Below are 24,823 nucleotides of genomic sequence, written 5' to 3' on the forward strand. Positions count from 1 at the left end.
CGCCGGCCCCCCGCCGGCGGGACACTTTCCTTCACCGCACGCAGCGGAAACTCGCCGCGCTGTCCGGGTCACCCCCGCGGTAGCGGGGCCACTCCGGGTAGGCGCACAGCGGCCGGGTGCGCGGGTGGGCCAGGTCGGCGACGACCGGGTGCACCGGCGCCCGGCCGGTGTCGACCCACCGCTCGAGCGCCGACAGCGAGTCCCAGCCGGCCGCGAACGCCGGCGTCCCGAAGTTGGCGTGGTTGGCGCCCGGCACGACGTAGTAGCGCAGGAAGGCATCGGTCGCCCGCGGCCCGGCCACCGCGCGGACCCGCTCGTAGTAGTCGCTCGTCGAGTACGGGGAGACCAGCTCGTCCGCGGCGCCGTGGAGCAGGATCAGCTTGCCGCCGGCGCGGGCGAACGGGCGCAGGTCCGCGTCGTTGCGGTCCTGGACCGCCGACAGGGCGCTGATCCGGGCGAGCCACCGGCCGGGGTGCCGCGGGTCGACGTCCAGCGCGGAGTGGCCCGGATCCCGGGTCAGGAAGTACTTGACCCACTGGTCCCAGTACTGCATGCCGTAGCCGCTGGTCACGGGCATCGGATCGGCCGGTGCGGTGGTGCCGAAACCGAGGAACGGCGTCCGCATGTCCGCTCCCGACAGGAACGGGAAGCCCGGGTACCGGGTTTCCCCGCTGGCGATCCGGTAGGGCCACCGGAACGGCGACGACATCGCCGTCACGGCCCCGATCTGGGCGTCCGACAGGCACGCCGGGCCCGTGTCGGTCCCACCCGGGCAGCGCAGCGCGCGGGGGTCGAACCGGCACCCTCCCGGGTTCGAGACGACTTTGTCGGTGACCCCGTCCAGTCCGTCGCACGCCTTGATGACACTGTCGTAGAGGAGCGTCTGCTTCGCCGGATCGGGGAACGCGCCCGGCCGGGACAGGACCTGCGTGAGGTAGCCCAGGTCGAGGAGCTCGGCCAGGTTGTTCCAGGCCGGGTATGCGGAAATCACGCCGTCGAAGGCGGACGGCCACCGCTGGGCGACGACGAGCGCCTCCCGGCCGCCGGTCGACCCGCCGGCGAAGAACACCTCGGTCGGCGTCGCCGCGTAGGCGCGCCGGATCAGGAACAGGCTCGCGTCCCGCGTCTTCTTCAGGGCGTCCCCGGCGGCGAAGTTCTTCAGGGCTTCGTCGTTCAGCCCGAACGACCCGTCCAGTGACGGCGGCCGTGCGGGATTCTGCTGGTGGCCGGAGTCGCTCGCGAAGGTCGCGTACCCGCGGGCGAGCGGGGCCGGCCGGTCGGCGGGACCGAACGGCACGTTCGCCGTCAGGTCGGGGATGGTCCCGTCGTACCCGCCGCCGCCGAACATCAGCGCCTTGTGGTTCCACGCGCGGGGCAGGGCGACCCGCAGCTTGATGGCGGGCGCGGCCGGGTCGACCGGGAAGAGGTCGGCGTCGACCCGGCAGTAGTCGCCGGGCACGGAAGAAGCCGCCGTGACGACCCCGCCGGACGTCGGCAGGCTCAGCACCGACGCCGGGATCCGCAGCCCGGCCAGCCCGGCGCACGCCGGACCCGCGGGCGACGCGGCGGCGGGCTGCGGGACGCTGGCCGCCAGCACCACGGCGGCCCACACCACGAGCTTCCTCATCGCGACCCCTTTCCGTGGAGGTGTGCGCCCGGTACGGCGTCCGGGTCGGCCCGGACTTCGGGCGGGTTGGTCTCGGGCAGGAACCACGCGCTGGCGAAGGTGATCAGCCCCATCAGCGTGATGTAGAGCGCGACCGGCCACGTGCTCCCGGTCCCGGCGATCAGCGCGGTCATCAGGAACGGCGTCCCGCCGCTGACGACGATCGCGGACAGCTGGTAGGCCAGGGACGCGCCGGAGTAGCGGACGTCGGGCGCGAACAGCTCGCCGAGGAAGCTGGCGATCGGGCCGTAGGTGAGGCACTGGAACACGAACCCCACCGCGACCGCGACGAAGATCAGCGGCAGCGACGCGGTGCCGACCAGGCCGAAGTACGGGAACGCCCAGCCGGCGACGCCCAGCCCGCCGATGAGGATCAGCGGACGGCGGCCCACCCTGTCCGAGAGGTGCCCGGACCACGGAATGGTGGCGAGCATCGCCGCGGAACTGAGCAGCACGACGGCGAGCAGCGAGTCACGCTGGAGCTTGAGCGTGCCGGTGCCGTAGCTCAGCAGGCCGGAAATGCTGACGTAGAACAGGCTGTTGGTGGCCGAGAGCAGGCCGCAGCCGAGCAGGATGGTCCCCCACTTGCTCCGCAGCACCTGCGCGAGGGGCGCCCGGACCACCGGGCCGTCCTGGTCCGCCACTCGTTCCTGCAGCTGCCGGAACTCCGGCGTGTCCTCCACCTTCGCCTGGATGTACAGCACCACACCGAACATCACGACGCTGAGCAGGAACGGGATGCGCCAGCCCCAGCTCAGGAACGCGGCGTCGGGCATCAGGCCGCTGGCCGCGACGAAGATCAGGTTGGACAGGACCACCGCCACCGGCACGCTGGTCTGCCCGAAGGTCCCGGCGAACCCGCGCCGCTTGGGACTGGCGGATTCGGTCAGCAGCAGCACGATGCCGCCCCACTGCCCGCCGGCCGCGAGACCCTGGACGAACCGCAGGACGACCAGCAGCGTCGGGGCGAGCGCGCCGACGCTCGCCGCGCTCGGCAGGCAGCCGATCAGGAAGGTCGCGGCCCCCATGAGCGCCAGGCAGGCGACGACCACCGGCTTGCGCCCGTACTTGTCCCCCAGGTGCCCGGCCAGCACGCCGCCGACCGGCCGCGCCACGAACCCGGCCCAGAACGTGCTGAAGGCCAGCAGGGTCCCGGTCAGCGCGGAGGCGTGCGGGAAGAACACCTTGGGGAACACGAGCGCGGCCGCGGTGCCGTAGAGGAAGAAGTCGTACCACTCGATCGAGCTGCCGATGAGCCCGGCCGCCAGCAGTTTGCGGAAGGCCCGGCGCGGGGCCGCGGGCAAGCCAGTGCCGGACTGCCCTTCGGGTTGGGTGAGCGGAATGGCCATGGTGCCGCCTTCGTCGAGGAGGTCAGGCAGGTGCTGGCGGTGATGGTAGGGCGCCGTTACGCTGCGATCTGAGGTGTGGACCACCCACTCCTCCCGCCGCGGCGGTGGGTCTTTCGCCCACCCGGTGCCCGAGGAGGACAGCCCCGTGACCAGTGCGGCCGAACCGCGCCGGCAGCGTGAACTGGCGTCGTTGTACGCCACCGTCAAGTCGCTCACCGCCCTGGGCGAGCTCGACGAGGTCCTGCGGTCGATCGTCCACCACGCCCACGACCTGATCGGCACGGACTTCACCTACCTCTCGCTGGTCGGCGCGGACGGCCGGCTGTCGGCCCGCGCGTCGGAGGGCACGATCTCCGCGGAGTTCCTCGCGGCGACCATCCCGGCCACCGTGGGCCTCGGCGGCAAGGTGCTGGCCACCAAGAGCCCGCACTGGGTGCGCGACTACGCCACCTCGACGCTCATCCAGCACGACCCCAACTTCGACCGCCTCGTCGTGACCGAGGACCTGGTGGCGCTGCTCGGGGTGCCGCTGGTGATCCGCGGCGAAGCGGTCGGTGCGCTGTTCGCCGCGGACCGCTCCGCACGGTCCTTCCAGGCGGAGGAGATCGCGCTGCTCAACGCGTTCGCCGATCACGCCGCGGTCGCTCTCGACAACGCCCGGCTCTACGAAGCGAGCCGCACGGCGTTGCGGGAAGTGCGGGTCGCGTACGGGAAGATCGAGCGGGCGCAGGCGATCCACGAGGCCCTGACCGGGGTCGTGCTGGGCGGCGGGACCCCGGGCGACGTCGCGCAGCACCTCGCCGAGCAGCTGGGCGGCCGCGTCACGCTCGTCGACCGGACCGGGAGTCCACTGGGGACGGACCTGGCGGGTGCGGTCGCGGACGCCCGCCGCACCGGCCGCTGCACGACGTCGGCCGGCGCCGACGGGACGGACCGCAGCGTCGCGGCCGTCCAGGCGGGCGACAGCTACCTCGGCGCGCTGGTGTGGACCCGGCCGTCGGGCACCGGCGACGACACGGACCTGCGGACCCTCGAGCGCGCCACGCACATCCTCGGGCTGCTCATCCTCAAGGAGCAGGCCGTCGCGGAAGCCGGTGAGCGGCTGAGCGGGGAGCTGCTGACCGAGCTCATGGTCGGCAGTCCGGGGATCGGCCCGGCCCAGCGCGCCCGCGCCCGGGCCCGCAACATCGACGTCGACCGCCTGGACCTGGTGCTGGTCGCGGACTCCCCCGCGGTCGCGCCGGGCGACCTCGCGCGGCACCTGCACGACATCGCCCGCGAGCGCGCCGGGCTGGCCGGCGAGCACCTGGGCCGGGCCACGACGATCCTCCCCGGCGCCGACGCCGAGGCGACCGTCGCGGAAGTCCACACGAGACTCCGGCGGGCGCTGGGCGGCCCGGTGGTCGTCGTCGGGGAACGCGCGGCCGGCCACGACTGGTCGCGGGCGTTCTCCCTGGCCGGGCGCTGCGGGGCGGTGCTGCGCGCGCTCGGGCACACCGACGGGGGCGCGACCACGCGGCAATACGCCCTGTACGCCATGGTCTTCGACCCCGAACGGGCCGGCGAGCTCGACCGGTTCCTGGCCGGCTCGATCGGCCCGCTGCTCGAGTACGACCGGCGGCGGGGCACCGACCTGGTCGGCACGCTCGGCGCGTACTACGTCCACCGCGCCAACGTCGCCGCGACCGCCCGCGCGCTGCACCTGCACGTCAATACGCTGCTGAAGCGCCTCGACCGGGCCGGCACGGTCCTCGGCGGCGACTGGCGCCGGGACGACGACCTGGAGCTGCAGCTGGGCCTCCGGCTGCACCGGCTGCGGGCGAGCACGTCCTGAGGGTCAGCCGGCCCGCACCGAATCCCGCAGGGCCGTCTTCGAAATCTTACCCGTGCCCGTCTTCGGCAGGGCCGTGACGAAGACGAATTCGTCGGGCAGCCACCACTTCGCGACCCTCGGCGTGAGGTGCGCCAGGAGCTCTTCGGCCGTGGTTCGGCTGCCCTCGCGCAGTACCACGTACGCCACCGGGCGTTCCATCCACCGCGGGTCCGGGCGCGCGATCACCGCCGCTTCGAGGACGTCGGGGTGGGCCACGATCGCGCCCTCCAGCTCGACCGAGGAGATCCACTCGCCGCCGGACTTGATCAGGTCCTTCATCCGGTCGACCAGCCGCAGGTAGCCGTCGGCGTCGATGGTGGCCAGGTCGCCGGTGCGCAGCCAGCCGTCGGCGGTGAAGCTGCCGTCGGCGCCCACCCGGTAGTAACCGCCGGCCACCCAGGGGCCGGCGACCTGCAGCTCGCCGACCGCGTCGCCGTCCCGGGGCAGCTCCCGGCCCGTCTCGACGTCGACGATCCGCACGTTCACCAGGGGCAGCGGCTGGCCCTGCGCGGCCCGGACGGCCACCTGGTCCGCTTCGGACGTGCCGCGGTGCTGGGTGCGCGTACCACCGATCGCCCCGACCGGGCTGACCTCCGTCATCCCCCAGGAATGCGTGATGGGCACGCCGATCGCGGCGCGGTAGGTCTCCGACAACGCCGGCGGGACGGCCGACCCGCCGCCGAGCAGGAACCGGGTGGCGCTCAGGTCGTGGTCGCCCAGCCCCGGCGCCATGCTCGTCCACACCGTGGGGACGGCACCGGCGACCGTCACGCGTTCGGCGGCCATCAGCCGCAGCAGGTGGTCCGGGTCCGCGGACGGACCGGGCAGCACCAGCGACGCGCCCGTCATCATCGCGCCGTAGGGCAGGCCCCAGGCGTTGGCGTGGAACATCGGCACGATCGGCAGCACCACGTCGCTTTCGCAGAGGCCGACGAGGCCCGCGGCCAGCGTCCCCAGGCAGTGCAGGACGGTCGACCGGTGGCTGTAGAGCACGCCCTTGGGCGGCCCGGTCGTCCCCGAGGTGTAGCAGAGCCCGGACGCGAGGTGCTCGTCCGCGAGCGTGAACGTGTCCTCGAACGAACCGGGGTGGGGCTCGGCCGCGGCGACCAGTTCGTCGTAGTGCCGGACGCGGGGGTCCGCCGGGATCGGCTCGCCGCTGTCGTCGGGCAGCACCACCCAGTGGCGCACCCGCGGCAGCCGGGCGGCGCTCGGCCAGATCCGCGGGAGCAGCGCGCGATCGACGAACACCACGTCGTCCTCGGCGTGCTCGACGATGTACTCGAGGTGCTCCGCCGTCAGCCGGATGTTGATCGGGTGCAGCACCCGCTTGGTGACCGGGACGGCCAGGTACAGCTCGAGGTGGCGCCGGTGGTTGCCCGCGAAGGTCGCGACCCGGGCACCGGGCGGGACGCCGAGGGCGTCGAGGGCCGTGGCGAGGCGCCGGGTCCCGGCGGCCACCTCGGCGTAGGTGAGCCGCTCGCCCGCCGCCGTGACGACCTCCTTGTGCGCGTAGAGCCGCTCGGCCCGCTCCAGGATGTGGGCGAGGGTGAGCGGCCGCGGCTGCATCAGCCCGTCCATGGCGCCTCTTCCGGTCGGTGGCTGCTGGTCGCGAGTGACTCTAGGAGCGGACCAGGGCCGGACGAGAGGTGCGAACCGCCCACTCGTCCGCCCGCTCCGGTGGTGATCACCTCCACACCGGGCCGTTGCCCGCCGCGGACATCGATCGGGGAATTTTCGGGCAGCCGGATCGCGGCTGAGGTGTCCCGGCGACCAGCGCTGCTAATTTTGCCTGAACTTCAGGTGAAAAGAAGGTCAACAGTGGCGAACCCGTTGGTGGCGGAGACCAAGGACTCGACGAAGGCGTATTCGGGCGTCTCGCTGCTGGAGTCGGCGAACGACCTCAAATCGGCCATCGAAAGCGGCGACTGGGCCTCGGTGGCGCTGGGTGCCGTCGGGACGGCGCTGGACGCGTTGTCGATGGCGATGGACCCCTTCGGCGCGATCCTCGCGGCCGGGGTCGGCTGGCTGATCGAGCACGTGGGTCCGTTGAAGGAAGCGCTCAACGGGCTGACCGGCAACGCCGACGAGATCGCCGCGCAGTCGGAGACGTGGAAGAACATCGCCACCGAGCTGGGCAGCGTCGGCCAGGACCTGACCGGGATGGTCCAGGCCGACGTCTCCTCGTGGACCGGCACCGCCGCGGACACCTACCGGCAGCGCGCCCAGGACACCGTCACGCTGCTGGAGACCGCCCAGAAGGGCTGTGAAGGCGCGTCCAGCGGCGTGAAGACCGCCGGCGAGGTCGTCGCGGCCGTCCGGGCGCTGGTGCGGGACATCATCGCCGAGTTGGTCGGGCACCTGATCAGCTGGGCGCTGCAGGTGGTGTTCACCCTGGGTATCGGCCTGACCTGGGTGGTCCCGCAGGTCATCAACGCGGTGGCGAAGACCGCGTCGAAGATCGCGGACCTGGTGAAGCGGCTGGTCACGGCGTTGAAGGCGCTGATCCCGCTGCTCAAGCGAGCCGGAGACCTGTTCGCGGACGCGGCGAAGGCGCTGAAGAACATCAAGCCGGGCAAGACCGCGCCGCCGCCGAAGCACGCCGACATCAAGAGCGGCCCGAAGGACATCGGTGGCCCGAAAGGCAAGGGCGGTCCGGACGCACCGCCCCCGAAGACCGACCCGCCGAAGACGGACCCGCCGCCCAAGACCGATCCGCCCCCGAAGGGCGACGACAGCACCAGCGCGGCGGGCGCGAAGGCGGATCCGCCCCCCAAGACCGATCCCCCGCCCAAGACGGACCCGCCGCCGAAGAGCGACCCGCCCGCCGACACGCCGCCACCGCCGAAGGGCGACACACCGCCGGGCGGCACGCCGAAGGGCGGCGCCGACGGCGGTGGCAAGCCGAAGGGCGACCCGAAGGGGGACGGCCCGCGCGACCGTGCGGTGCCGGACGACAAGAAGGTCTGCGTCTCCGACCCGGTGGACGTCGCCACCGGCGAGGTCGTGCTGAAGCAGGTCGACCTGACCCTGCCCGGCGACGCGGGCGACCTGGTGCTCTCCCGCACGCACCTGTCGGCCTACCGCGCCGGCCGGTGGTTCGGCCGCTCCTGGGCGTCCACAGTGGACCAGCGGCTGGAGGCCGACCGCCAGCACCTGCGGTTCTTCGCCGAAGACGGCATGGTTCTGGTGTACCCGCGGCCGGACGGCGACCGGCCCGTGCTGCCGCTCGAAGGCCCGCGCCACCCGCTGCGCCGGATCGCCGGGGGCTACCGGCTGTCGACGGGCGCACGCGAGCTGGTGTTCGCCGACGGCCCCGGCCGGGTGCGGCCGCTCGCGGCCATCGAACAGGGCGGCTCCCGCACCACGATCGAGTACGCCGAAAGCGGTGCGCCGCGGCTGCTGCGCCGGGACGACGGCACCGAGATCAGCTTCGAAGCCGGCGGCGGCCGGATCACCGCGCTCGGCGTGCCCGGGGGCGCGCCGGTCGTCCGGTACGGCTACAACCGGCTCGGGCAGCTGACGCAGGTCGCCGGGTTCGCCGGCCGCCCGGTGAACCTCGACTACGACGTCGACGACCGGATCGTCGGCTGGCAGGACCGCACCGGCACCTGGTACCGGTACGTCTACGACGCCGAGGGCCGCTGCGTCCGCAGCGTCGGCGCCGAGCGCTACCTCAACGGCACCTTCGCCTACGACACCGCGACCCGGACCACCCGACACACCGACGCGCTCGGCCACACCTGGACGTACCGGATGAACGAGGCCGGCCAGCTCGTCGAGCGGACCGATCCGCTCGGGCACACGCGCCGGTACTCGTGGACCCGCTACGACGACCTGCTGTCGCAGGCCGACGAGCTGGGCCGGATCACCTTCTACGGCTACGAAAACGGCGTGCTGACGACGGTGACGCGCCCGGACGGCTCGGTGGTGCGGCTGGCGCCCACCGCGACCGGCGAGGTGGAGCTGCGCGCCGGTGACGCCCGGGTCGTGACCGCCGCGTCCGATCCGTACGCTGCCCTCCCGGGCGTCTCGACCCGCCTGCGCGTCGACGGCCCGGCGGACTCCTTCGGCGAGGAACCGGTGCTCACGGCGGCGGTGCGGCCGGGCGACCGCGACCCGTTCGGGCGGCCCCGGCTGGTGCACACCGCGTCCGGCGGCGCGGCCCGGCTGGGCTGGACGGCCGAAGGACAGCGCGCCTGGCGGACCGGCCCGCACGGCGAGCGGGAAAGCTGGCGCCACGACGGCGAAGGCCGCGTCGTCGAGCACCGTGACGCGGCCGGGCGGACGACCCGCCGCACGTACGGCCCGTTCGGCCTGCCGATCGAGGAGTTCGACGCGGCCGGCGCGCGCACGGCGTACCGCTACGACGCCGAGCTGCGGCTGCTCGCCGTCACCAACCCGCGCGGCCAAACCTGGCGCTACACCTACGACCCGGCCGGGCGGCTGGTCGAGGAATCCGACTTCGACGGCCGCCGGCTGACCTACGCCTACGACGAGGCCGGGCAGCTGCGCCGGATGACCAACGGCCTCGGCGAAGTCACCGAGTACCGCTACGACGCGCTCGGGAACGTCGTCGAACGGCGCACCGCGAGCGGGGTCACCGGGTACGCCTACGACGAGCTGGGGCAGCTCGAGTACGCCGTCAACAACGAATCGGTCCTCCAGATCGTGCGTGACGAACGGGGGCGGGTGCGTGAGGAGACCGTCAACGGCGTCGGCGTGCGCTGGACCTACGACGCCGCAGGTGTCCACCGCACCACCTTGTCCGGTGTGGACAGTGAGTGGCGGTACGACGGCGAGCTCCCGGTGGCGCTTCGCGTCGCGGGCCACGAGGTCGCGTTCGAATACGACGAAGCCGGCCGCGAGACCGCTCGTTCGGTCGACGGCTCGGAGGTGCTGCGGCAGGTCTTCGACGCCGCCGACCGGCTCGGCGAGCAGGCGATCACCGGCGTCGGCCGGCGCAGCTACGCGTACACCCCGGACGGCAGGCTCGCCGCGATCGACGACCCGCGGCCGGTCCGGTTCGGGTTCGACGCGGCGGGCCGCGTCGATCAGGTGCACGCGCCCGACGGCGTCGAACGCTTCGGCTACGACGCGGCGGGGCGCCTGACGCCACCGGCCGGGACGCGGTACGGCGTCGACCCGCAGGGCCGGGTGACCAGCCGGGTGCGCGCGACCGCGGCCGGGGAGGAGGAGTGGCGGTTCGTCTGGGACGAACTGGACCGGCTGGTGGCCGTCATCGCCCCGGACGAGTCGTTCTGGACCTACCGCTACGACCCGCTGGGCCGCCGGTTCGCCAAGCGGCGCTGGGAACTCGGCGACGACGGCGCACCGCGGCAGACCGCCGAGACGTGGTTCGTCTGGAGCGGCGCCGAGCTCGTCGAGGAGGTCGAGGTGGCCGACGACGGGTCCTCGCGCGTGCTGACGTGGGAGCGGCACCCGGCCGACGGCCGTCCGGTGGTCCAGGTCGAGCAGCGCGGAGCCGAAGTGCGGTTCCACACGGTGGTGACGTCCCCGGCCGGTACGCCGACCGAGCTGCTGGGCGCGGACGGCCGGGTCGAGTGGCAGGCGCGCACGAGCTTCTGGGGCGAGCTGCTGCCGTCGACGTCCGGCACCGCGCCGATGCCGCTGGCCTTTCCCGGCCAGTACCGCGACGCCGAGACCGGCTTGCACTACAACGTCTACCGCTACTACGACCCGCGGACGGGCCGGTACCTGAGCCAGGACCCGCTCGGCCTGGCCGCGGCGCCGGACCCGGTCGCCTACGTCGGGCAGCCGCACCTGCAGAGCGACCCGCTCGGCCTGGTGCAGAGCCCGTGCGGCAAGACGGGTGGGCCGAAGGCGCCGGACAGCCCGGCGGGCGGCGGCGACGCGGGCAAGCTCCCGCCGGGGGCGAAGAAGCCGGACGGGCTGGCGGAGTTCCGCGACCCGGACGGCAAGATCCGCCCGCACAACATGACCGACGAGCAGTACGCCAAGTTCTCGAAGGAGTGGGACGAGATGATGGCGCCGGGCAAGGACAAGTCGTGGTTCTGGTCGGGCGGCCACATCAAGGACGCGCAGGTCGACCCCGTCACCGGCGCCAAGATTTCGGACGCGAAGTACCACGGTTCGATCGAGGACCCGGCGATCAACCTGGCGAAGAAGAACGGCGGCAACACGCTCGAAGGCCTCCTGAAGGACAACCAAGTCGAGATGCCGAAGTTCTCCGACAACCACCCGAACGGCGAGAAGGTGTGGAAGGACGCGTCGAAGGCGCTGGCGCACAACGCGGAAGGCGACGTCCACATCGCCCTGCCGAACACGCCGGGCAAGTCCAGCGGCTGGCCGAACCAGGGCGACGAGCTGAGCTCCCGCCGTCCCAACAACGTGTTCGACATGGACGAGTTCCCGATCCTCCGCCACAACCCGAAGGTGGACCGGGTCATCGCCCACGACACGAACTACCCGGACGCCCCGCCGGTGGTCATCTGGAACCGCACCACCCGCTGACCACCGGCGATGCCCCTTCGATCACGCCGGGCCCGGTGGGAGGGTCGACGCGCCAAGGCTTCGCCGTGTCGACCCTCCCATCACGCGTGTCGACCCTCCCATCACGCGTGTCGACCCTCCAATCACGCGTGATGCCCCTTCCATCACCCCGGGCTCAGTGCCCGGCCGGGTACATCCGGTTGAAAGGCGGCGGGACGTAGCCCAGATACCGTCCCGCCGCCCCGTCCACCGCGGCGGACAGGGTGTTCATCGTCCGCGGGGCGGTGTCCGGCCAGTGCCCGGTCCGCAGGCGCGTCAGCATCCGGTCGACCGCCGCCTGCTGTTCGCCCGTCGTGTACGTGCAGTGGCCCGCCGTCTGCACGTACGTCTGCCGGAGCAGGGGCTCGTGGCCCGCCCGGCGCACCAGGGAGCCGTACGACTGCTGCTGGGCCACCGTCGAGATCTGGTCGCCGGTGCCGTTGACCGTCAGCACCGGGATCCGGAGGTCACCGGTGAAGACGATGCCGCGCTCCAGGTAGCGGACCGCGGCCGGGTCGGCGGAGACACGGGGTGCCGCGGCCAGCCGGCCGAAGTCCGCGCGCAGGTCGAGGCCCGCGCGCTCGTACAGCCGGCGTACGGCGTTCCGCTGCTCCGGTGCCGCCGACGCGAACTGCTGTGCGTAGTCCACGCCCGTGTTCCAGGACGGGTTGCCGCCCGCCAGCTGCTCGATCGCCCGGCGGCTGCTGACCGCCTGCCCGAGGTACGGCAGGGGGCCGCCCGCCAGCGCGAGGAACATGCCCCGCTCGACGCCGTCGACGTCCCGGCCGTCCGGCACCGGCGTCGGCGAGCCGTCCGGGGCCAGGCCCCAGCCCGGCAGCTGCCCGATCGCCGCCGCCAGCGCGATGCGCGCCCGGCCCGCCGGCGTGTCCTGGGCCGACGCCACCGCCGACAGCCACTGCTGCTGCGTGCCCGGGACGTCGGCCGGGATGCCGGTCACCGGCAGGGCCGAGTCGCGGAACAGCAATGTCTTCAGCGTGAACACCGTGTCCAGCTTCTGGTTCCACTGCCCCACCGCGCCGCCGAGGCCGCCGCACATCGGGATCGCCGCGTCGAACCGGTCCGGGTACACCTGCGCGACACCGGCGGCGACCATCCCGCCCATCGACCGGCCCTCCGCGATCGCGTACCGGGCCCGGCCGAACGCGGTTTCGAAGCGGCCGAGCGCTTCGGCCTGGTTGCCGATGGCCCGCGCGATGTTCCAGCTGCTGACCGTGCGCGTGGTCCCGCCCACCGCGTAACCCCGCTCCAGCAGGCTCGCCGTGAGCGGGCTCGCGAGGCCGCCGGCGGCGAAGTCGAGGTCGACCAGCACGGCCCCGTTCCACCGGGCGGGCTTGGCGAAGGTGTACGGCGTGCCGTCGGCCAGCTGCCCGCCGGTGCACCTCGCGGCCGCGGCCGGGTCCGGGCACGCCGCCCCGGCGTCCGCGGCGCCCGCGGTCGCGGGAAACGCGGCGGCGAGGACGGCGACCGCGGCCAGAAGGGTGATCCTGCTCCCCATGAAAGGCTCCTGTCAGAAGTTCTTGCTGGTGACGGTCCAGCCGGGTGTGGCGCAGAGGCCACAGCCCGCACCGAGGAAGTAGCCGCGCGCGGTGCGGTTGCCGTTGAGCGTGAAGTCGAACCAGGCGACCAGCACCCGGACGGCTTCTTCGCGGACGCTCGGGTCGGGGTTGCCGTCGCGCTGGCCGTAGACGAAGCCGGTGTGGCCCGCGGCCGGGTTGGTCGCGCGGACCGCGGGCACGGTCACGAGGTCGTAGTTCTCCCCGCTGTTGGCGTAGGCGACGTCGTTCGGGCCGCCGTCGGCGAAGAGCACGGGCGTGTGCAGCTTCCGCAGGTTCTCCCGGCCGTAGCCGAGCGTGCCGTCGGCGAAGAACCCGCTGTCGAGCGACAGCACCGACTTCACCCGCGGGTCCGCGCCGGCGACGAGGGCTTCGAGACCACCGCACGAGTGGCCGGCGACACCGATCCGCCGCGGGTCGAGCTTGTTCCGCAGGGCGCTCCCCCGGCGGTCGTTCTCCCGTTCGGCCCAGGTGATCGCGTCGGTGATCACTCCCGGTTGCGGGCTGCCGTTCTCGGTCAGGGCGGGCTCGTCGAACCCGCCGACGGCCACGACGACGAACCCGTGCGCGGCGAGCAGCGTTTCCAGGGTCAGCAGCTCGTCGTTGCTGATGTGCCGGCAGGCCCCGTTGCCGAACACGACGACCGGCAAGCGGCCGTGCAGCGTGTCCAGGTCCGCGGGCCGGTAGACGGTGTACTCGGCGGCGTACGGCCCCGTCTTGGCGGCGGGTTCGCGGACCACCGGGTGGAACACCGTGGACGCGGGCGGCGCGGGTGGAGCGGGCGGCGCCGCAGCGTCCACTTCGGACGGGCCGGGGACGACGGCCGCCGTCACCGCGACCAAGGCCGTCGCCACGGCGACGAGAGCGGGTTTGAGGAAAGCTCTTCCCATGAAATGTCCTTTCTGGACGGTTGATCGCGTCACCCGCGTGTGGCCGCGTCGAAGACCGGCGCCGGGACCGAAACCTGGTTGAGCCCCCAGCGGGACATGATGCCCACGTAGGTGCCGTCGCGGAACAGCTCTTCGAACACCGCCTGCAGGACCGGCCCCAGTTTCGAGGCCTTGGGCACGTACAACGCGAGGTTGTCCTTCGTCGCCCCCTGCGCTTCGGTCTGGGTGACGTACTTGGTCCCGCCCTGCCGCTGGGTGACGTCGATCGCCGCCGCCTCGGTCATGCCCGCGGCGTCCGCCCGGCCCGAGCGCGTGGCCAGCAGCGTGGCGTCGGTGTCGTCGACGCCGACGGTCCGGGGCGCCGGGCGCTTGTTCTCCGTGCAGAAGCGGGAAAGCTTGTTCAGCTGGTCCTCGACGACGCTGGCGGTCACCACCGCGACGCGTTTGCCGCAGAGGTCCTCGGCCCGGGTGATCCCGGCCGTCGACTCGACGGGGAACAGGTAGGCCGTGCGGGTCGTCATCCAGGTGATCGTGTCGAACTGCCGCTCGCGCTCGGCCGTCGCCTTGACCGGGCCGTTGAACGCGTCGTAGCGGCCGCTCAGCATGCCCTGCAGCGCGGCCGGGAGCCCGGCGACGACGACGGTCTGCGTCTTGACGCCGAGCACCTGGCCGATGGCGGCCTGGAAGTCGGCGTCGATGCCGGTGACCGTCCCGTCGGCGGCGACCGTGCGGTAGGGCGGGTGGGAGTCACCGGCGAACCGGAGCACCCCGGCGTCCTTGACCGCCTGCGGCAGCGCGTCGTGCAGGGACTGCACCACCGCCAGGTTCGTCCCGGTGGCCAGCGGCGGCGAACCGGCGCCCACCGTGCACCCGGTCAGTCCCAGGGCGGCGGTCGCGAGGATCGCACTTCGGCTTCTTCGGCGAAGTGAAGATCGCACAGGATTCCTTTCCGGACGGTCAGGCCAAGGAGTCGAGCCATTCGGTCATCCGCGCGGTCAGGTCGTCGCCCGTGCGGGCGTCGACGTTGTCCGCGTGCAGTTCCAGCACCGGGATCCCCGCGGCACGCAGGGCCCGGGTGGTGAAGTAGCTGCCGCGCGCGTCGTCGGAAACGAGGTGGACGACGCCGTCGACGCCGTGGTGCCGGGCCTCCTTGACGTACCACTCGGCCGACCACGGCGGGGTGTAGAGCTGGTCGCCGAACGCGGCGAAGCGGGCGGCCAGGGCACGCAGCGGGTCGTCGCCGTAGCGCAGGTAGCCGTCCGCGGCGATCGCGAGGTACATCGACCACACGAACACCGCGCCGTGCGACTCCTGGAACCGCCGGTAGAACTCGAGGTCGAACCAGAGCCCGCGGCCGACCCACATCAGCCGCAGCCGCTCGTCCGGGCACACGGCGACACCGGCGTCGATCCGGTCGCGCACCTCGTCGTGGAACGCGCGCGCGGCGTCGCGGGCCCATTCGGTGCCGCGGTGCCACTGCGGCACCATGACGCTCGGGATGCCGTCGGTGACGGCGATCGGGCACGGCCGGGCGGCGGCGATCAGGTCGCGGGTGCGGCGGTTCCACTCCTGCTGCTCGTTGACCAGGTCCAGCACCTCGCGGAACCGCGTCTCGGAGAACACCCGGCCGGTGGTCTGCTCGAGGAACCGGATGAGCCCGGTCAGCTCCCCGGTCAGCAGGTCGAGCCGGTCGCTGCCGACGGCCTCCTCCCAGCGGTGCGGCATCAGCTCCCACCACCGCTCGGGGACGGCGTTCTCCGCCGCGCTCTCCAGCGGGTAGTAGGTGACGCCGGGCCGGTCGTCCCAGACGTCGAAGATCTTGCGGGCCGCGTCGCCGGTGGTTTCGCCGAGCACGATCGACGGCTTCGGCAGCCCGCCCCACGGTGCCTGCCCGGGATCGTCCTCGAACGCCGACGCCAGCGACGTCGCGCTGTACTGCTCGATGTAGTCCGGGTAGCCGCGGTCGCGCAGCAGGCCGAGGTAGCGCTGGGTCTGCCGTTTCGCCGCCACGATCGACGCCCACCACTGGTTGACGACGTACGGGATGTCCATCGCGCGGAAGATCTCCTGCGGCGCGTCGGCGTTCACCAGCGCCAGGGGTGCGCCGGCGGCCCGGATCCGGGCGAACCACTCGCGCTGGTAGGCGGTCGCGGTGGTCGCCGAGGCCAGCCGGGCGGTCATGCCGCGGCTCCCGCCGGGACCAGCGCCGCCAGCGCCTCGGCGGTCAGCTCGCCGTACGGCTGGCGCTCGGCCAGCACCGACGGCAGCCCGCTCGCGGCCCGCTGCTCCGGGAAGTCCCACGGCGGGGCGTCGTCGTGGACGCGCGCGTAGGACAACAGGACCTCCGCACCGCACTCGCGGGCGGCCGCGGCGGTGTGCGCGGCACGCTGCCGGATGGACGCGCGGGGCGCGGACGGTCCGTTGTGCTGGTAGCGCTCGGCGAGCGCGAGTTCCGTCGGCGCCGCGCAGGTGCGCGCGAACAGCAGCTCGCCCCAGTCGTGGTCCTCGCCCACGACGAGGAAGCCGTGGCGCTCCAACGTCTCGTACACGCCCGGGGCGTCGTGGGAACTGCCAGTGAGGAACAGCCGCGTCCCGTGGACCTCGGGCAGCTCTTCGGTGAGCAGCCGGTCGACGAACGTCGTGGCTTCGGCGACCGGCAGCGCGGTGGTCGCGGCGACGACCTGCAGGAACCGGGTGCCGCTCAGCCGGTTCGCCCGCCGCAGCAGAGCGAGCCGCGCGAGCGAGCGCCGCAGGTCGTCGTGCGCGGTGATCGCCGCGGCGAGGTCGTCGTCCCCGATCGGCCGCCACTGCCCCAGCCACTCCCGCAGCTGGGCGAGCTTCGCGTGGACGTACCGGGTGGTCGTGTGGTGCGGCAGGTGCAGGACGTCCACCAGCCGCACCGGCGGCAACCCCAGCTCCGGCTCGACCCGGTGCAGCTCGCGCAGGGCGTAGAACAGCCGCAACGACGCTTCGCAGTCGCGGGAGACCACGATGGCTTCGAGCGGGCCGTAGTCCCCGGCGAGGATGCGCGTCAGGATGGACCGGGCGACCGGGTCGACGCCGCGGCCGAGGTAGCGGTCGCCCGCGGTGTGGTCTTCCCCCGGCTTCCCGGCCAGCCGCAGCGGCCGCAGCCCCGCCGCGGTGATCAGCTCGACCGGGACGTCCGCGCCGACGTACCCGACGACCGGCGCGCTCAAATCACCGCCTCCGCGACGAGGTCCGCGAGCTGCTGTTCGGTGTAGCCGAGCAGCTCGCGGTAGACGTGCTCGTTGTGCTCCCCCAGCCCGGGTGCCGGCCGGTCGAGGGCGACGCGGGCGCCGGAGAACCGGATCGGCACCCCGGTCCCGGCCAGGTCGGCCACCTCGCCGTGGCGCGGGTGCCGCAGCGGCACGACCTCCTCGCGCGCGAGCACCAGCGGGTCGCGGACGGCCTCGCGCGGTTCGCGGACCTCGGCCGCGGGCACGCCTTCGGCGGTGAACGCGGCGAGGATCTCGGCCAGGGGCCGTTCCCGGCACCACTCGCGGATGAGCCCGTGCAGCTCGTCCGCGGCGCGGACCCGCTGGTCACGCGTGCGGTAACGGTCGTCCTCGGCCAGTTCCGGGCGCCCGATGGCGCGGAGCACGCCGTGGGCGAAGGCGTCGGTCGGGGCGCACAGGGCGACGTACCCGTCGGCGGCGGGCAGGATCCCGAACGGCGCCAGCCGCGGCACCATCGAGCCGGTGCGCTGCGGCAGGCCGACCGCGTCGAAGGCGTCGAACGGCTCGCAGGCGACCAGCGAAGTCAGCGCGCCGAGCATCGACACGTCCACGTGCTGGCCCTCGCCGGTGTGTTCGGCCTGCAGCAGCGCGGACACCGTGCCGACCACGGCGAACAGCGGGGCGAGCAGGTCGCCGATCGGCAGCCCGAAGCGGACCGGGCCCTCGTCGGGCTCGCCCGCGGTCATCATCACGCCGCTCAGCGCCTGGATGATCGAGTCCATCGCCTTGCCGGACCCCGGCCCGCCCTGGGCGCCGAAGCCGCTGATCGAGGTGTAGACGAGCCGGGGGTTGATCTCCCGCACCCGGTCGTAGGAGATGCCGAGCCGCTCGGTGACGCCCGGGCTGTAGTTCTCGACCAGCACGTCGGCGTCGCGGACCAGGTCGGTGAACACCGCGTGCGAGCGCGGGTTCTTCAGGTCGAGGGTGACGCTGAGCTTGTTGCGGCCCCGCAGCAGCATCGACACCGAGAGGTCGTCGTCGTGCCGGCGGGCGAGGTTCAGCCCGTCGCGGCCGACGTAGGGCGCGTTGTTGCGCGAGGAGTCCCCGCCCGTGGCGGGGTTTTCGACCTTGATCACGGTCGCGCCGAGCCCGGCGAGCAGCAGGGTCGCGTACGGCCCGGCGAGCGCGGTGGTCAGGTCGATGACGGTGCGGCCGGCCAGTGGCTGGTCGGTCATGCGGTAACCCCCTCGGTGAGATCGACGAGCACTTCGCGGCCGCGGGTGGTGAACCGGCCGTTGAGCCGGGCCCCGCGGGTGATGTGCTCGACGTAGTTCGTGACGGCTTCGCCGCGTTCGGTGCCGCCGGCCGGGACCGGACGGCCGCGGTCGTCGATCCAGCACGGGACGAACCCGGCCTCGCGCAGCCCGGAGCCGTCGAAGCGGCAGAAGGCGATGGCAGTGTTGCGGCTTTCGGGGTGGAACGGGAAGAACGGCATGTCCGGGTCGGGCGCGAAGCCGTACAGCTTCGTCCGCCGCTCGGCCCACGCGCGCAGCTCGTCCGCGCCCACGCCCGCCCCCGGGGTCAGGGCGTGGGTGACGGTGGCGAAGTTGCCGAGGCCGTGGAAGATCGGCCGTCCCCGGTGGACTTCGACGCCGCGCATGATGTGCGGGTGGTGGGAGAACACCGCGTCGGCCCCGGCGTCGATCGCCGCGCGCGCCACCGGGCTCTCGTACATCGCGACGACCACCGGCGTGTGGCCGACGCCCTTGTGCAGCGAGACGAGCACGACGTCGGCCTCGGCCCGCAGCCGGCGCACGTCCTCGGCCATCGCCGCCAGGCTGTCCGGGTCGGCGAAGGTGTAGATCTTCGGCGGCCCGCCCGGGCTCGCGTGGTCCAGCTCGTAGTGGGTGAGCACGTGGACGTAGGCGCAGCCGGGCTTGCGGGACGTGGCCCACGAGTCGCGCGGGCCGACGCAGTTGTACGACAGCACGCCGATGCGCAGGCCACCGCGCTCGACGATCGCCGGGCGCCGGGCTTCGGCGAGGTCGGCCCCCGCCCCGGCGGTCGCCATGCCCGCGGCCCGGGCGTGCGCGATCGTGTCGGCGAGCCCCTCGTCGCCGGCGTCGCAGATGTGGTTGCCGGCCAGGGTGACGACGGCGAACCCGGCGTCGGCCACCGCTTTGAGCGCCGCCGGGTCGGCGGGGGGCGCCGGGACGTCGGTGCTGCGCTGGACCGTCGTGGTCGAGTGCGGGACTTCGACGTGCCCGATCGCGAGGTCCAGCCCGCGCAGCACCGGCGCGGCCGGGGCGAGGAAGGACTCCGGCCCGGGCTCGTCCAGGATGAGGTCGCCGACGGCGCCGACGGTGATCACGAAACACCCTCCTTTTCGGACAGATGACGGGACAGGAAGGCGCGCAGCCGGTCGGTCCGGGGCCGGGCGAACAACTCGTCCGGCGGCCCCTCTTCGACGATCCGGCCCGCCTCCATGAACACGCACCGGTCGGCCGCTTCGCGGGCGAAGGCCATCTCGTGGGTGACGACGACCATCGTCGTCCCGGCCGCGGCGAGGTCGCGGAGCACGGCCAGCACCTCGTCGACCAGCTCCGGGTCGAGGGCGCTGGTGGGTTCGTCGAACAGCATGATCCGCGGCCGCACCAGCACGGCCCGCGCGATGGCGACCCGTTGCTGCTGGCCGCCGGAAAGCTGCCGCGGGTAGTGGTCCTCGCGCCCGGCCAGGCCGATGCGTGCCAGCAGTTCCCGGGCTTCCCGCTCGACCGCAGGCCGATCGCGGCCGTGCACGCGGATCGCCGCGTCGGTCACGTTGCGCAGCACGGTGAACTGCGGGAACAGGTTGAACTGCTGGAACACCATGCTCATCCGGCGCCGCTGGGCCGCGATCTTCCGTTCGGTCAGCGCGCGCAGGCCGCCCGGGGTGCGCCGGTGGCCCAGCAGTTCGCCGTCGAGGTACATCGCGCCGCCGTCGAGGGGTTCCAGCTGGTGGGCGCAGCGGACGAGCGTCGACTTGCCGGACCCCGACGGCCCGATCACCACGACGGTCTCGCCCTCGTGCACGTCGAGGCTGACCCCCGCGAGCGCGGTCACCGGGCCGAACTGCTTGCGGGCGCCGTCCAGGCGCAGGACCGGCGCGCTCATCGGGCGCTCCGGTGGCCGCGCGAGAAGTGGCGTTCCAGCCGGCGCTGCGCGGCGGTCAGCACGGTGACCACGACGAGGTACCAGAAGCACGCGACCAGCAGCATCGGCACGATTTCGTAGGTGCGGTTGTAGATCACCTGCACCGAGTGCAGCAGGTCGGACATGGCGATGACCGACACGAGCGCGGTTCCCTTCAGCACGTTGATGAACTGGCTGCCCGCGGGCGGGATGATCACGCGCATGGCCTGCGGCAGCACGATCCGCAGCAGCGTCTGGCCCGGCGGGTAGCCCATCGCGCGGGCGGCGTCGCGCTGGCCGGGGTCGACCGACACGACCCCGGCGCGGAAGATCTCCGCCAGGTAGGCCGATTCGACCAGCGACAGCCCGATCACCGCGGCCGTCAGCGGCGTGATGACGGTGTTGGCGTCCCACGTCCCGAAGACCGGGCCGAACGGGATGCCGAGCGAAAGCTTCGGCAGCAGGTAGGCGAGGTTGAACCAGAAGATCAGCTGCACCAGCGGCGGGATGCCGCGGAACAGGCCCACCCACAGCGTCGCGACCCACCGGGCGGGCGCGAACCCGCTCAGCTGCATCGCCGCCACCACGCCGCCCGCCAGGGATCCGAGCACCATCGCCGCCGCCGCGAGCAGCACCGTGGTGCCCAGGCCGGCCATGACACTCTTCTCGAAGAGGTACTTCGCCACGACGTCCCACTGGAACCGGTCGTTGCCGACGAGGAAGACGACCAGCTGGGCGGTCAGCACGGCCAGCAGGAGCACGAACAGCCAGCGCAGCGGCCGGAAGCGGCCGCGGGCTCCGGCCACGTCGTCCGTGGCCGTCGCCGTCTCCTCCACAGTGGACATCGCGGTCACTTCGCGGACGCCGCGTCGAACACCGGCTGCGGGACGGTCACTTCGTCCAGGCCCCACTGGTGCATGATCCGCTGGTAGGTGCCGTTGCGGAACAGCTCCTCGAACGCCTTCTGCAGCACCGGGCCGAGCTTGGCGGACTTCGGCGTGTAGAGGGCCAGGTTGTCCTTCGTGGCGCCCTGTTCCTCGGTCTGCGTCACGTATTCGTACTGGCCCTTCTGCTGCGTCGTGACGTCGATCGCGGCGGCCTGGGTCATCCCGGCGGCCTCGGCGCGGCCGGACTTCGCGGCCAGCAGGGTGGCGTTCGTGTCGTCCAGCCCGACCACCTGCACGGCCGGCTTCTGTGAGCGCTCACAGTAGGCGGACAGCTTCGCGAGCTGTTCTTCGACGACACTGGCCGTGACGAGAGCGACGCGCTTCCCGCACAGGTCGGCGGCCTGCTTGATGTTCGCGGTGGACCCGGCGGGGACCACGTAGGACGTGCGGGTGGTCATCCACGTGACGGTGTCGAACTGCTTCTCGCGTTCCGCGGTGGCTTTGACCGGGCCGTTGAAGGCGTCGTAGCGGCCGCTCAGCATGCCCTGCAGCGCGGCCGGGAGCCCGCTGACGATGGTGGTTTCCGTGCGCACGCCCAGGAGCTGGCCGAGCGCCTGCTGGAAGTCGTGGTCGATGCCGGTGACGGTCTTGCCGTCCGGGCCGACCGTGCGGTACGGGGGGTGCGAGTCCCCGGCGAACCGGAGGACGCCGGCGTCCTTGACCGCCTGCGGCAGCTGGTCGTGCAGCGCCGGGACGGCGGTGAGGGCGGCGGCGGAGGGGGCGGACGCCGCCCCGTCGTCGACGGTGCACCCGGCCAGGGCGAGGCCCGCGGCGGCCACGGCGAGCGCGCTTCGACGCCATTGACGAAGTGAGGAACCCATGTCGTTTTCTTCCTGCGGAGGCCGCCCGAGAGGGACGGCGAGGAAACCTGGGAGAACGATTGGTTGCTATCTGGGCGCCGATCGTCGCATGATGTGTCGCGTGATTCAACCCCTCGGTTCGGCCGCCCGCCCGGAACTGCCACCATGGACCCCCGCGGCGGACCGGCCGCCGGGACCGACCCCGGGAGAGGCAGGAGCGCGATGACGACGGGCCCGCTGCCCCGCGACCGCCAGGGAGCCGAGCCGCAGCTGCTGCTCACCTCACTGCTCGGCGACTTCTGGTACTGGCGCGACGAGCACATTCCCTCGGCCGCCCTGGTCGAGCTGCTCGGCGAGTTCGACATCAGCCCGGCGAGCGCGCGGGCGGCGATTCGCCGGCTCGCCGGCCGCGGCTTGCTGACCGTCTCGCGCAGCGGCCGGACCACGGCCTACGGCATCCCCGCCCGGACGTCCGAGGTGATCATCGAGCGCACCCACCGGATGCTGACCTTCGGCACGACCGCGCCGGACTGGGACGGTCAGTGGACGGTGGTGACCTTCTCCGTGCCGGAGCAGGACCGCGGGCTGCGCACGGCGCTGCGGTCACGGCTGCGGGTCCTGCGCTTCGCCGCGCTCTACGACGGGGTCTGGGTCAGCCCGCACGACCTCGCCGAGCCGGCCCTGGAGGCCCTGCGCGAGCTCGGCCTGGGGAGTGCGACGGTGTTCCGCGCGACCGAGGTACCCGGATCGGCCGCGGCGGCCACGGCCTTCGACCTCGAGCCGCTGGCCGGGGAGTACGAGCAGTTCGTCGAGCGCTACGAGGAGGTGCTGACCGGCTTGGACGCGGGCCTGATCAGCCCGGCGCAGGCGTTGCGCACCCGCACCGAGCTGCGGGTGGACTGGCGCCGCTTCCCGGAGACCGACCCCGACCTGCCCGCCGAGCTCCTGCCGGCCGGCTGGGCGCGCGACCGGGCGCAGAAGGTGTTCCTGCAGATCTACGACCGGCTCGGCCCGCTGGCCGAGCTCCGGTTCCGCGAGGTGCTGGCGGCCACCGACCCCGCACTGGCCGAACTCGCCGACCACCACGACTCGGCGAAGGTGGCGGCCCTGTTCGCCGCGTTGGGCGACCGTCACCCGGCGGGCGACACGCCGTTCGAGCAGGCGGCCGAAGCCCGGCGTCTGGACGAAGCCCGCCGGCGGTGAGCGGCCCTCCCGGGGCCGGGTGTCCCGGGAGGGCCGTGTTCAGCGAGCCTGCGGGTCGCTCACCCGCGGTGTCCCGCCACTGGTGGCGGGACACCGCGAAAGCACGGTGACCTCACCGTGGCGGGTCCGGCCTGGCCCGCTTCGGCGCCCGGCACGTCAGGGCGGCGAAGCGGGCCAGGCTCCCCGCGGGGTCAGCCCAGCGTCCACTGCTGGTTGCTGCCGCCGTTGCAGGTCCACAGCTCGACCGGGGCGCCATCGGCGGTCGACGCACCCGTCACGTCCAGGCACAGCCCGGACGGGGCACCCGTCACCGTGCCGTTGGCGTTGAAGTTCCACTGCTGGTTGGCCTGCCCGTTGCACGGCCAGGTCACCACCTTCGTGCCCGCGCTCGTGCCCTGGCCGGAGGCGTCCAGGCAGAGGGTCGCCCCGCCGAGCGTGGCCGTCAGCCTGCCGTCCGACGTGCGCGTCCAGGCCTGGTTCGGCTGGCCGGTGCAGCCGGCGATCTGCAGCTGCGTGCCCTGGGTGGAGTTCGGGGCGGAGAGGCACTTGCCGGCGCCGACCGCGTGCAGCGGGCCCGTGCCCGTGCTGCTGCCGCCGGTGCCGTACCCGGCCGCCACGATGTTGGCCTGGACGGCGTTCTCGGTGGCGTCCGACGGGTAGCCGGACGTCATGACGCCTTCGTAGAACGTGCCGGCGGACCCGATGCTGTTGTCGCCGCCCGTACCGAGGATGATGGCGCCTTCCTTGCGCATCGGGTTGTAGCCCGAGACGTTCGGGCGCACGCCGTCGTAGAACGTCGACACGCCGCCGGACTGGGCGTTGCCGCCGCGGATGGCCCAGCGGTTCGGACCGCCCTTGATGATCGCGGTCAGGTACCGGTGGCTGATGCTCGGGTCGTTGGCGTTGTAGTGCTGGTTGACGCCGGAGAACAGGCCGTTCTCCAGGTCCGCCATGATCCACGGGCCGTTTCCGGCACCGTAGCCCCAGACCTTGATGTTGCCGAAGTAGATCGCTTCCATGGTGCCGTTGCCGTTGTCGCGGCTGTTGCGCTCGGCGTTGCCGTAGTCGAAGCAGCAGCCACCGTTGTAGTGCGTGCCGTCGAAGATCGCGTACATGCCTTCCGGCTGGTCACCGGTGGCGATCCCGTTGGTGTTGTTGTTGCGGTAACCCGTTCCCGGAGCGACGTAGACGCCGTAGGCCTTCTGGCCCCCGACGGTCGTCGGGGCCGCCGTCGCGCTGGCCAGGTTGTCGTACCCGCCGGGCGCCGGGCCGGAAAAGCCGCCCGGCGGGGCCTGGGTCAGGTGGTTGCCGCGGCCGGACTGGTCGTAGATGACGGTGATCAGACACGTCGTCCCGGCGCAGAACGAATCCTGGGCCGCCGCGTTCGCGACCCCGCCCGCGCTCAAGACGCCGATGTCCCGCGTCGTGCTGTCCGACGCCCGCCGCACCTGGTAGAGAGAGCCGTTGTACGCGCCGTACAACGCCCGGGTCGTCGAATGCGCGGCGACGCACGGCGTGCCGCCCGCCGCGTAGATGTCACACGGTCCTTCGGTGGCGGCCTGCGCCGTCGTGGCCGAGCCGGCCACGGCGCCCGCGGCGATCACCACGGCCGGCCACAGCCGGTTCCAGCGTGTCCTCATCGG

General features: G+C 72.9%; 17 protein-coding genes. 3 read left to right on the forward strand and 14 right to left on the reverse strand.

The window, feature by feature from the left end; genetic code table 11:
- Positions 1-31: 31 nt before the first annotated feature.
- A complete protein-coding gene (locus ACLJOU_RS33510) occupies positions 32-1,627 on the reverse strand; it encodes a tannase/feruloyl esterase family alpha/beta hydrolase (RefSeq protein ID WP_410573205.1) in 1,596 nt (531 codons plus the stop codon).
- Positions 1,624-3,015, reverse strand: a complete 1,392-nt coding sequence (locus tag ACLJOU_RS33515) for an MFS transporter (RefSeq protein ID WP_410573207.1) — start codon at positions 3,013-3,015, stop codon at positions 1,624-1,626. Before ACLJOU_RS33515 ends, ACLJOU_RS33510 begins: the two co-directional genes overlap by 4 nt.
- A gap of 145 nt (positions 3,016-3,160) precedes the next feature.
- On the opposite strand from ACLJOU_RS33515, the gene ACLJOU_RS33520 reads away from it, so the two are divergent.
- Entirely contained in the window at positions 3,161-4,849 is a 1,689-nt protein-coding gene (locus ACLJOU_RS33520) for a helix-turn-helix domain-containing protein (protein WP_410573209.1), read from the forward strand.
- Between the two features lie 3 nt (positions 4,850-4,852).
- Here ACLJOU_RS33520 and ACLJOU_RS33525 read toward each other — a convergent pair whose 3' ends face one another.
- Positions 4,853-6,466 carry a long-chain fatty acid--CoA ligase gene (locus tag ACLJOU_RS33525; protein ID WP_410573211.1) on the reverse strand — a complete coding sequence of 538 codons (1,614 nt, stop codon included), beginning with the start codon at positions 6,464-6,466 and terminating at the stop codon, positions 4,853-4,855.
- A 240-nt stretch (positions 6,467-6,706) separates the two neighbouring features.
- Here ACLJOU_RS33525 and ACLJOU_RS33530 point away from each other — a divergent pair, with 240 nt between their 5' ends.
- The gene (locus ACLJOU_RS33530; RefSeq protein ID WP_410573213.1) at positions 6,707-11,380 is read left to right on the forward strand and encodes a DUF6531 domain-containing protein; all 4,674 of its coding nucleotides are present in this window, start codon (positions 6,707-6,709) and stop codon (positions 11,378-11,380) included.
- Between the two features lie 154 nt (positions 11,381-11,534).
- Here the strand turns inward: ACLJOU_RS33530 and ACLJOU_RS33535 are convergent, their stop codons facing one another.
- From ACLJOU_RS33535 to ACLJOU_RS33580, 10 genes are all read right to left on the reverse strand, one after another.
- Positions 11,535-12,914 (reverse strand): hypothetical protein, encoded by a 1,380-nt coding sequence (locus tag ACLJOU_RS33535; protein ID WP_410573215.1) that lies wholly within the window; start codon positions 12,912-12,914, stop codon positions 11,535-11,537.
- A 12-nt stretch (positions 12,915-12,926) separates the two neighbouring features.
- The gene (locus ACLJOU_RS33540; RefSeq protein WP_410573217.1) at positions 12,927-13,862 is read right to left on the reverse strand and encodes a hypothetical protein; all 936 of its coding nucleotides are present in this window, start codon (positions 13,860-13,862) and stop codon (positions 12,927-12,929) included.
- A 29-nt stretch (positions 13,863-13,891) separates the two neighbouring features.
- Positions 13,892-14,725, reverse strand: a complete 834-nt coding sequence (locus ACLJOU_RS33545; RefSeq protein WP_410573219.1) for a transporter substrate-binding domain-containing protein — start codon at positions 14,723-14,725, stop codon at positions 13,892-13,894.
- Between the two features lie 94 nt (positions 14,726-14,819).
- Positions 14,820-16,043 carry a 2-hydroxyacyl-CoA dehydratase gene (locus ACLJOU_RS33550; protein ID WP_410573221.1) on the reverse strand — a complete coding sequence of 408 codons (1,224 nt, stop codon included), beginning with the start codon at positions 16,041-16,043 and terminating at the stop codon, positions 14,820-14,822.
- A complete protein-coding gene (locus ACLJOU_RS33555) occupies positions 16,040-17,059 on the reverse strand; it encodes a 2-hydroxyacyl-CoA dehydratase (protein ID WP_410573223.1) in 1,020 nt (339 codons plus the stop codon). The genes ACLJOU_RS33550 and ACLJOU_RS33555 overlap by 4 nt, the downstream gene beginning before the upstream one ends.
- On the reverse strand, positions 17,056-18,294 hold the full coding sequence (locus ACLJOU_RS33560) for a CaiB/BaiF CoA transferase family protein (protein WP_410573225.1): 1,239 nt from the start codon (positions 18,292-18,294) through the stop codon (positions 17,056-17,058). Before ACLJOU_RS33560 ends, ACLJOU_RS33555 begins: the two co-directional genes overlap by 4 nt.
- The gene (locus ACLJOU_RS33565; protein WP_410573227.1) at positions 18,291-19,430 is read right to left on the reverse strand and encodes a CapA family protein; all 1,140 of its coding nucleotides are present in this window, start codon (positions 19,428-19,430) and stop codon (positions 18,291-18,293) included. Before ACLJOU_RS33565 ends, ACLJOU_RS33560 begins: the two co-directional genes overlap by 4 nt.
- Positions 19,427-20,212, reverse strand: a complete 786-nt coding sequence (locus ACLJOU_RS33570) for an amino acid ABC transporter ATP-binding protein (RefSeq protein ID WP_410573229.1) — start codon at positions 20,210-20,212, stop codon at positions 19,427-19,429. Before ACLJOU_RS33570 ends, ACLJOU_RS33565 begins: the two co-directional genes overlap by 4 nt.
- Complete coding sequence (locus ACLJOU_RS33575; RefSeq protein WP_410573231.1) at positions 20,209-21,075, reverse strand: amino acid ABC transporter permease; 867 nt, start codon at positions 21,073-21,075, stop codon at positions 20,209-20,211. Before ACLJOU_RS33575 ends, ACLJOU_RS33570 begins: the two co-directional genes overlap by 4 nt.
- Positions 21,076-21,080: 5 nt before the next feature.
- Positions 21,081-21,998: a transporter substrate-binding domain-containing protein gene (locus tag ACLJOU_RS33580; RefSeq protein ID WP_410573233.1), complete on the reverse strand. Its 918-nt coding sequence runs from the start codon at positions 21,996-21,998 to the stop codon at positions 21,081-21,083.
- Between the two features lie 201 nt (positions 21,999-22,199).
- On the opposite strand from ACLJOU_RS33580, the gene ACLJOU_RS33585 reads away from it, so the two are divergent.
- Positions 22,200-23,180: a PaaX family transcriptional regulator C-terminal domain-containing protein gene (locus ACLJOU_RS33585; protein ID WP_410573235.1), complete on the forward strand. Its 981-nt coding sequence runs from the start codon at positions 22,200-22,202 to the stop codon at positions 23,178-23,180.
- Between the two features lie 191 nt (positions 23,181-23,371).
- On the opposite strand, the gene ACLJOU_RS33590 is transcribed toward ACLJOU_RS33585, so the two are convergent.
- Positions 23,372-24,820 (reverse strand): arabinofuranosidase catalytic domain-containing protein, encoded by a 1,449-nt coding sequence (locus ACLJOU_RS33590; protein WP_410573237.1) that lies wholly within the window; start codon positions 24,818-24,820, stop codon positions 23,372-23,374.
- Between the last annotated feature and the right edge of the window lie 3 nt (positions 24,821-24,823).

Source organism: Amycolatopsis sp. cmx-4-61, from assembly GCF_046548775.1.
GTDB lineage: Bacteria > Actinomycetota > Actinomycetes > Mycobacteriales > Pseudonocardiaceae > Amycolatopsis.

What these genes read in the sequence shown, in the direction of transcription:
- ACLJOU_RS33540 (WP_410573217.1), bottom strand. Translation starts at nt 13,862, where the DNA reads ATGGGAAGAGCTTTCCTCAAACCCGCTCTCGTCGCCGTGGCGACGGCC.
- ACLJOU_RS33550 (WP_410573221.1), bottom strand. Translation starts at nt 16,043, where the DNA reads ATGACCGCCCGGCTGGCCTCGGCGACCACCGCGACCGCCTACCAGCGC.
- ACLJOU_RS33580 (WP_410573233.1), bottom strand. Translation starts at nt 21,998, where the DNA reads ATGGGTTCCTCACTTCGTCAATGGCGTCGAAGCGCGCTCGCCGTGGCC.
- ACLJOU_RS33525 (WP_410573211.1), bottom strand. Translation starts at nt 6,466, where the DNA reads ATGGACGGGCTGATGCAGCCGCGGCCGCTCACCCTCGCCCACATCCTG.
- ACLJOU_RS33560 (WP_410573225.1), bottom strand. Translation starts at nt 18,294, where the DNA reads ATGACCGACCAGCCACTGGCCGGCCGCACCGTCATCGACCTGACCACC.
- ACLJOU_RS33515 (WP_410573207.1), bottom strand. Translation starts at nt 3,015, where the DNA reads ATGGCCATTCCGCTCACCCAACCCGAAGGGCAGTCCGGCACTGGCTTG.
- ACLJOU_RS33510 (WP_410573205.1), bottom strand. Translation starts at nt 1,627, where the DNA reads ATGAGGAAGCTCGTGGTGTGGGCCGCCGTGGTGCTGGCGGCCAGCGTC.
- ACLJOU_RS33570 (WP_410573229.1), bottom strand. Translation starts at nt 20,212, where the DNA reads ATGAGCGCGCCGGTCCTGCGCCTGGACGGCGCCCGCAAGCAGTTCGGC.
- ACLJOU_RS33585 (WP_410573235.1), top strand. Translation starts at nt 22,200, where the DNA reads ATGACGACGGGCCCGCTGCCCCGCGACCGCCAGGGAGCCGAGCCGCAG.
- ACLJOU_RS33575 (WP_410573231.1), bottom strand. Translation starts at nt 21,075, where the DNA reads ATGTCCACTGTGGAGGAGACGGCGACGGCCACGGACGACGTGGCCGGA.
- ACLJOU_RS33535 (WP_410573215.1), bottom strand. Translation starts at nt 12,914, where the DNA reads ATGGGGAGCAGGATCACCCTTCTGGCCGCGGTCGCCGTCCTCGCCGCC.
- ACLJOU_RS33590 (WP_410573237.1), bottom strand. Translation starts at nt 24,820, where the DNA reads ATGAGGACACGCTGGAACCGGCTGTGGCCGGCCGTGGTGATCGCCGCG.